This window comes from Paenibacillus sp. P3E (assembly GCF_001909045.1).
GTDB lineage: Bacteria > Bacillota > Bacilli > Paenibacillales > Paenibacillaceae > Paenibacillus_AQ > Paenibacillus_AQ helianthi.
On sequence record NZ_LVWH01000054.1, the window covers coordinates 1 to 5,882 of the forward strand.

Genomic DNA, 5,882 nt, shown 5'->3' on the forward strand with positions numbered 1-5,882 from the left:
TTTGAGAGGAGCTGTCCTTAGTACGAGAGGACCGGGATGGACGTACCGCTGGTGCATCAGTTGTTCCGCCAGGAGCATGGCTGAGTAGCTACGTACGGACGGGATAAGCGCTGAAAGCATCTAAGCGTGAAGCCCCCCTCAAGATGAGATTTCCCAGTATGTAAGACCCCTTGAAGACGACGAGGTAGATAGGTTGGAGGTGGAAGTGCAGCAATGCATGGAGCTGACCAATACTAATCGGTCGAGGGCTTATCCAAATGATAAAACGCAGATTCGTTTCGGATTCAGTTTTCAGGAATCAAGTTCTGATTCATGAGGCCCAAGAGGTTAAGTGAAAAAGATTTGTTTTCAGCATTTGGCGATGCTGAGACCTGAATGATGCATTTGCACCGCAAATGCCCGTTTGGTGGCGATAGCGGAGGGGTTCCACGCGTACCCATCCCGAACACGACCGTTAAGCCCTCCAGCGCCGATGGTACTTGGACCGAAGGGTCCTGGGAGAGTAGGACGCCGCCAAGCACATGGACCACTGCTGAATAATTAGCAGTGGTTTTTTTGTTTTAATGAGACAGAGGAACACCTTTGAAATATCAGAGTTTTTATACAGAAAAAAGGATAATGATTAGGAAATTCAGAAATTCCCATAAGACTCGCAGGGTGACTTAAGCTATAATGAAGGCTAAAAGAGAAAAAGGGGCATAAGTAAATGAATCAATCTAAAGGTGAAAAAAGCCTGCTTACGGAGAAGGAAGAACGCTTTTCTTCGAGCGGTTTTATTTTCGCAGCCATCGGCAGTTCTGTTGGTCTGGGGAATATGTGGAAATTTCCTTATATTACAGGAGAAAATGGCGGGGCGGCTTTTTTTCTTCTTTTCATCGTCTGTTTGGTGCTAATTGGCTTGCCGGTTTTGTTGGCTGAGCTGGCTATCGGACGCAGCGGACGGGGAAGTGCGGCGACATCGTTCATACGTGCCGGAGGCGGGAGAGGCTGGAAAGCAGCCGGAATTCTGCAAGTAGTGGCGCCTTTTCTAATCCTTTCTTTTTATATTATCGTTGCAGGCTGGACGTTGAATTACGCGTTGATTTCTTTCAATGGACAACTGTTCAGCACTAGTGACTATGCAGGTGAATTTGGTTCCTTTATCTCAGGGTATATGCCGATTGTCTGGCAGGGTGTGGCTATCCTGATTACGGCGGGTGTAGTCATCCTTGGGGTGTCAGGAGGGATTGAGAAATTTAACAAAGTATTGATTCCCGGCCTGGTCGTTCTCCTTATTGTACTCATGATTCGCGCCGTAACCCTTCCGGGGGCAAACGCAGGAGTGTCCTTCTTCCTCAAACCAGACTTCTCGGTGCTGACGGCGGAATCCGCGCTGGTCGCTTTGGGACATGCTTTCTTCTCGTTGTCACTCGGGATGGGGATTCTTCTGACTTACGGTTCATATGTGGATAAAAAACAGTCGCTGGGTACCGCTGCACTTGCCATAGGCGCCGGAGATTTGCTATATGCATTTATAGCCGGGTTGATTATTTTCCCGACGACGTTCTCGTTTGGCATTGCCCCCGATCAAGGGCCTTCGCTGATTTTTATCGCTCTGCCGGCGGCATTCTCTGCGATGCCCTTCGGTTCGTTCTTCGGCGGTCTATTCTTTATCCTGCTGGCCATTGCTGCTCTGACCTCGGCCGTATCTCTGCTTGAAGTGCCCGTATCTTTTGCAATGGAGCGCTGGAACTGGAGCCGTCAACGTTCGGTATGGATCTTGTCTCTGGTCCTTTTCCTGCTGGGTATTCCTTCAGCGATGTCGCTGGGCATGTTCCCTGAGCTTACTTTTGGGGGCAAAGCCTTGTTTGACTGGATGGATTTCATCACTTCTAACATTATGCTTCCGCTCGGCGGTCTGCTGATCACTATTTTTGCGGGATATTTCTGGAAAGGGGCGGCGGAAGCAGCCGGATTACAGGCGCGCTGGTTCCGTATCTGGTTGTTCATGCTCCGGTATGTTGCGCCGATTCTGGTGTTTTTGGTGCTGCTCCATACCTCAGGGATTCTTAAATTCTAATTCAACCATCTGCAGAATAGACAATAAACTCTACGCCCCCTTGGGTTGTAGGGTTTTTATGTGTATTTCGGTTAATAATTGGTATCTGTTTGGATAACCTATTCCATAACCCGGAAGAAACGAGGCGATAAGCATGTCAGATTTGAACAAAAGTCACAAGGAAGCAGTTGAGACGGTGAGAGAGCTGATCAAAGGTATTGATACCGCGATGTTCACTACGATATCAGCAGAGGGACTGGTATCCCGCCCCATGAAGACCCAGGAGGTTGAGTTCGACGGAGATTTATGGTTCCTTACCAAGAAGGACACTAGCAAGTTCGGGGAAATCCTCCATGATCCGAGGGTTAACGTCGTATATGCCGATAAATCCTATGTCTCTGTCCGTGGGACGGCCAAGCTTGTTCAGGATCTGGACAAGAAAAAAGAATTTTGGAATGCGGGGTATGATGCTTTTTTGCAAACCAGCTATGATGACCCTGAGGTAATTCTGATCCAGGTGCAAGCCGAAGCGGCTGAATATTGGAAGAGCGGTAACCTGGCCGAGAAGGCGACTTATTTGTTTAAACGAATAACGAACCAGGATACGGAGCAGTCGAATCTCAACCAGACTATCGAATTAATGTAGGCTGCCGAGCCGACATCTAAATATCAAAGTTGGGCGAATGAGCCAATTAGCCACCAGGACAAGTCCTGGTGGCTTTTTATACAGGTATGAGCGAATACGGACACTATGCAAGAGAAGTCCCCTGTTGCATAGCGGTATCCTAAAACTATATTAATGACCTCCGTAAAGCTGCCTGGCTTGCCGGTTTGTTTCTTTGATTACAAGATAGGAATGTATATGCTTTGCACAATATATTATCCTTCTTTTTCTCGCTGAACCGGATACCTGAAAACGATCGTAGTACGCTGATTTGGAAGCATAAGCTTTTAAAAGGACGACGTTGCTGTTTCTACTTGCAATGTGTATTCTCTAGGCGGGTTTAATAATCGTAATTTTGTATTTCTTCACCACTTCCAGATCTTCCGCTGTAACACTGATTTGCACATTCGTAATTGGACTGGAAAGAAACACAGTTCTAGGCAATGTATCCTCGATCAGAATGTCATTGACATAGACCAGGGCATTTTTGTGCGAAGGGTTGGCATGCATCCGCACCGCCGGTGTACCCGCGCTCACAGTCAGAGTGTAGTCAGACTGATCGGCGGTAAATGCCCCCGAAAGGCTGCCTGCGTCAAAGATTAGCTCGGCCAGCTCGGCATTACTGCTGTAGCTTGTCATCATCCGCAATTGATCGAAAATTCCGTTCATTTGCCCCGGAATGACAAATTTGACCGCTACCTCGGTGGCAGTCTTTATCCGCTCTGCCGGAATGAGGTATCGCTTATTATAGAAGGTCCGCACTTTATCAGTTATCAATGTATCGCTGGCGAGCAGTTTGCCGTCTACATAAATATCAATCGCTTTGCCGTTGTTGCCGGAGAAGTAGGTGACAGATAAATAGTTATCCTGCTCAGGGAGTACTTTCAGCCGGTAGCTGAACCAGCCGTTATTCTCTGCTTGTCTAAGGGTATAGCCATCCCAGACGGCAACCGTAGTGTTCTCCCCTTGGATGCCATGCTCAAGCTCGTATTGATCATTGCCAACCGGCAGACTGTCAATGGTAGCTTCCCGAATCGTCTGATCCTGTTTCCCATGCCAAATATGCTCCTGTAACTCCCTGGAATCCGTCTCGACAAGCTTCCAATAGATGCCGTAGCGTTCTTCATGCTGCTTGTAATGGGGTGTGAATTCCAGCCGTCCGTCCTCATCCGTTCCACGTAATACGAAGACTAGATCTCCATTTTTACGTATGAAATGCTCCTCGAAGTGATCCAGCCAATCGCTGATGCTCCCGTGAGACGGTGTGATAAAATCCTTTACCAGCATATTTTTCGTTGGCACGCTGACAGCTACACCTGTTGCCGACTGTGTAAGATCATCTTTTCCCAATGCGGCGCTTAGCACCACCGGTCCATATTTGAAAGCTACCACATTCGGGGCGTCAGGCAGTGTACAGTACAAAGGCTTCATCGGGAATTGAATGCTTAGCTTGTCACCGTCCTTCCAGACATTCTCCAGGACAGCATACCGGCCCTCTGTCCGGAAGGCTACTGTATTTCCATTCAAATGAATGTTCATCGTCCCGGCGATCCAATCTGGTATACGCAAACGCAGCTCTAGTGTGGTCGCTTGACTGTCCAAGGTACGCAGAGTGAATGTGACTGTATCCTTATATGGGAGGTTGGCCTCCTGCTCCAGCTCGATCCGGTGCGCTTCCGACACCAGGGTTGAACTGACATATTGATTGACGTAGATGCTGTTGCCCCGGTGGAAATAAAGGCTGTCATTCAGCTTGGTGAAGCTCTCCATGCCGGTGCCGGTACAACACCAGAAGTGGTCGAACGGAGAACTGTACACCTTGAAATAACCCGTCGCCATGGGTTGAAAATACATCGTCATGCCGGTATGCGGATGCTGTGAAGAAAGAATGGCGTTGATGAACGTGTTTTCGTAGAAATCGGCATATTTGATGTCTCCGGTAAGCTTGAACAGTTCTTTGGTAAGCTTCAGCATATTGTAGGTGTTGCAGGTTTCGGCCGTAAAGTTGGAGCGTTCTCCGTCCAGAATATCCGGATCGCCGAAATGCTCCCATTCGCTATTCCCGCCTGTAATATAGCTGTGGTGATTGACAACCATATCCCAGAACTGCACCGCAGCTTCCAGATAAAAGCGCTCTCCTTCTTCCAGCACGAGATAGCGGTTCAATGCCCCGAGAAACTTGGGAATCGTCGTATTGGCATGTTTGCCTTTGAGAATATCCCGACCTTCACGGACAGGGGTAAACAATGCAAGTTCATCGAACATATGCGCCGCATACAAATGATGACCGTCCTGCGTAATCTTGTACAGATCATACAGGCAATCATTCATCCCTCCGTATTCAACCGAGAGTACCCGTTCCTGAATTTCAGGCGACCAGGCAGAGACACGCCGGTACACCCATTCGCCGAGCCCGGACACTATACGGTAAGCTGCAGAGTTATCGGTTGAACGGTAGACAGCGACCAGACCGGCGATGATTTTGTGCATGGTGTACCAGGGAACCCAGGCGGGCTGCTTGTTTTCCACATGATCAAATAATGTCTCCGGAAAAGCGGACAGATAACCGTTCTCCAGTTGGCATTCCCCCAGCTCACCGATGATGTATTCCAGACGTTCCAGAAGTCCGCTGCTGCCGGTATTCTCATAAGCCTGGGCCGTTGCGGTCAGATAATGTCCCAGTGTATGTCCTCTGATTTCGGTATTTTCCCAACCGGGGTATTTTTCCCCTTTGGGAGGGAGCCCCCGATTTTCGCGGAAGCCGGCTAGCAGCCGGTCGGGATCATAGCTTTTGAGATAAAGAATTTCTTTGGATAAGGCATTAACCATGTAAGGGTCGGTAAGCGTGACCTGATTCATGGGAAAAGGATGGATAGGTGATTGTTCCGTTGTCAGGAGCGGGTTGTTGCCTAAGGTCATATTTTTGCTCTCCTAGAATTAGATTATTCAGGCCGTTTTGCACTTAAAGCTTATAATTTATAGGCGCCAGACGTAAATAGAGCAAGGTTTGAATATGTGTCAAAAGGGTAGATTTCTCAAAATTGCAAATCGATTTTGTTTAAATCTTTATAAATTGAAAAATGATTATATAAATACATTATACTGATATACACTCATTCCAGGTGATGGGTCATTATTTTGATGACTTATTTGGCATTATCATGTTTTATTATATTTAAT

Annotated in this window: 3 protein-coding genes and 2 rRNA genes; 4 read left to right on the top strand and 1 reads right to left on the bottom strand. The window is 47.8% G+C overall.

All coding sequences use genetic code 11. The annotated features are described in order from the left end of the window. From A3842_RS06880 to A3842_RS06895, 4 genes are all read left to right on the top strand, one after another. Window positions 1-257: ribosomal RNA gene (locus A3842_RS06880) — 23S ribosomal RNA — on the top strand; the annotation flags it as partial. Window positions 258-402: 145 nt separating this feature from the next. After that, a 5S ribosomal RNA gene (rrf, locus tag A3842_RS06885) occupies window positions 403-519 on the top strand. Window positions 520-706: 187 nt separating this feature from the next. Beyond that, window positions 707-2,059: a sodium-dependent transporter gene (locus tag A3842_RS06890; RefSeq protein ID WP_074100866.1), complete on the top strand. Its 1,353-nt coding sequence runs from the start codon at window positions 707-709 to the stop codon at window positions 2,057-2,059. Window positions 2,060-2,192: 133 nt separating this feature from the next. Beyond that, window positions 2,193-2,684, top strand: coding sequence for a pyridoxamine 5'-phosphate oxidase family protein (locus A3842_RS06895; RefSeq protein WP_074100867.1), 492 nt, complete (start codon window positions 2,193-2,195; stop codon window positions 2,682-2,684). Window positions 2,685-3,032: 348 nt separating this feature from the next. Here A3842_RS06895 and A3842_RS06900 read toward each other — a convergent pair whose 3' ends face one another. Beyond that, entirely contained in the window at window positions 3,033-5,621 is a 2,589-nt protein-coding gene (locus A3842_RS06900) for a beta-L-arabinofuranosidase domain-containing protein (RefSeq protein ID WP_074100868.1), read from the bottom strand. Between the last annotated feature and the right edge of the window lie 261 nt (window positions 5,622-5,882).

Coding starts and splice junctions, on each gene's coding strand:
- A3842_RS06890 (WP_074100866.1), top strand. CDS start 707: ATGAATCAATCTAAAGGTGAAAAAAGCCTGCTTACGGAGAAGGAAGAA.
- A3842_RS06895 (WP_074100867.1), top strand. CDS start 2,193: ATGTCAGATTTGAACAAAAGTCACAAGGAAGCAGTTGAGACGGTGAGA.
- A3842_RS06900 (WP_074100868.1), bottom strand. CDS start 5,621: ATGACCTTAGGCAACAACCCGCTCCTGACAACGGAACAATCACCTATC.